Below are 1,684 nucleotides of genomic sequence, written 5' to 3' on the forward strand. Positions count from 1 at the left end.
ACATGCTCGACCGGGCGTGGCAGCTGGCCTACCGCAGCGGATTCCGCCGCGACGAGCTCCTCCACCCACCAGCGCCGCGCCGGTGAACAGCTGCCCGCGCGGGATGAACCACAGCGAAGTGGCGACGGAGCCGACGGTGCCCAGCACCGTCACGGCGTTCGGGGTGAGGCCGCGGCGCAGCAGCCACGCCCCGATCGGATCGGTGACGCGCGAAACCGAGGCGCGGGCGAAGATGTTCAGCATGGGGTGGCGGGGCACCTACCGACGGGGGGCGTAGTGGTCCCCGGCAGCCTAACCACCCAGCTCAGCCGAGCTTGCGGTGGTCCCTGGAGATCTGCTCCAGCAGGTCTTCCAGGCCGTCGCCGCGCACCGCCAGCCGTTCGAGCCGGCCGAACAGGCCCAGGTACTCGCGCACGTCGTGCGGGTCGGTGATGGTGGCGTTGCCGGTCAGCACGCTCAGCGTCACCACCCGCTCGTCGTAGACCTGGAACCCGTGCAGGGCCACGATGTTCGCGTCCGCCGTCCACGGCACCACGCCGAGCTGGACATTGGGTCTTCGGATGATCTGCACGAGGTGGTCGATCTGCTCGCACATGAGGTCGGCCGACCCCATCCGCCAGCGCAACGCGCTCTCCGCGAGCAGGAACACGAACCGCTTGCCCAGGTCGTCCATGCGGGCCCGGCGGGCGCGCAGGGTGGCGATCGCGGTGTCCTGCTCGTGAGGCGGCATCGCGTTCAGCACGACGCGCAGGTAGTTCTCGCTCTGCAACAGCGCGGGCACACCCGCGTTCTGGAAGAAGCGGCTGGTGGTGGCGCGGGCCTCGATGCGGGCCACGGTCTGCTGGTGGCGGTGCGCCCCCCGGTGCAGCACCACGCGGCGGGTCTCCGCCTCGGCGTGCAGCTGGCGGGCCAACTCGACCAGCTCGACCCTGGTCTCCCTGGTCGCGGACAGTTCGGCGACCAGGCGCTCCACGTCGGTCACGGACGGGAGGAGCATGCCGTTCTCTATCTTCGACAGCTTGGACTGGCTCATCCCGGTAGCGCGCGCCGTGGCCGTGCCGGTCATCTTGGCCTCGGTGCGCAGCCTTCGTAACTCGCGCGAGAGCCGTTCTCGGGCCAGCCGCGAACGCTCAGGTGCGGTCATGCAACGCACCGTATCGATGCACACCCCTCTTGACGATCGGCCAGGAAGGTGTCTGCGGGCGTGTCGACGGTCGCTGCGAGGTGATCTGGAGCACGATTCGGGCCTCCGGGCCCGACGCACGTGCAGGCGGCCGTGCAGGTGCGTTTGCACCAGGTCGCGGGCCTGCGGATCGGCGTCCGACGGGCGGTCGGCGCACGCGTGGCGAGTGGTCAGAAGCCGACCCGGAGCAGCACCAGGTCGTTCTGCACCAATCTGATCTCGACGCCGGTGATGTCCGATCTGGTCAGCTCGGTCGTCGCGGTGGGACGGGTGGTGGAGCCCGGACCGGCGGTCCAGGTGGCGACCCGCACGGAGGTGCCGTCGGCGGCGACGACGTGCAGGGCGTAGGCGAACGCGGGCGGCGCCGGGCCGTCCGGCACGGCGTAGGCGCACAGCACGTCGATCCGGGTGCCCCACGGCTCCTCCACCAGCTGGACACTGGCGGTCACCGGGCTGGGCACGGTCTGCTGCATCGCCACGTCCGGCACGGGCGGCGGCGCG

At 71.0% G+C, this 1,684-nt stretch carries 1 protein-coding gene and 2 pseudogenes; all 3 read right to left on the reverse strand.

The features are described 5' to 3' along the window. Positions 1 to 243: pseudogene (locus AB0G02_RS38815) on the reverse strand (hypothetical protein); the annotation flags it as partial. A 61-nt stretch (positions 244 to 304) separates the two neighbouring features. After that, a complete protein-coding gene (locus tag AB0G02_RS38820) occupies positions 305 to 1,144 on the reverse strand; it encodes a helix-turn-helix transcriptional regulator (RefSeq protein ID WP_360805091.1) in 840 nt (279 codons plus the stop codon). 209 nt (positions 1,145 to 1,353) lie between these two features. After that, positions 1,354 to 1,684, reverse strand: a pseudogene (locus AB0G02_RS38825) (hypothetical protein); the annotation flags it as partial.

Source organism: Actinosynnema sp. NPDC023658, assembly GCF_040639995.1.
In the GTDB taxonomy this organism is placed as follows: Bacteria; Actinomycetota; Actinomycetes; order Mycobacteriales; family Pseudonocardiaceae; genus Actinosynnema.

Excerpts from the sequence above, each read along its gene's own strand:
- AB0G02_RS38820 (WP_360805091.1), bottom strand. The coding sequence starts at position 1,144 with ATGACCGCACCTGAGCGTTCGCGGCTGGCCCGAGAACGGCTCTCGCGC.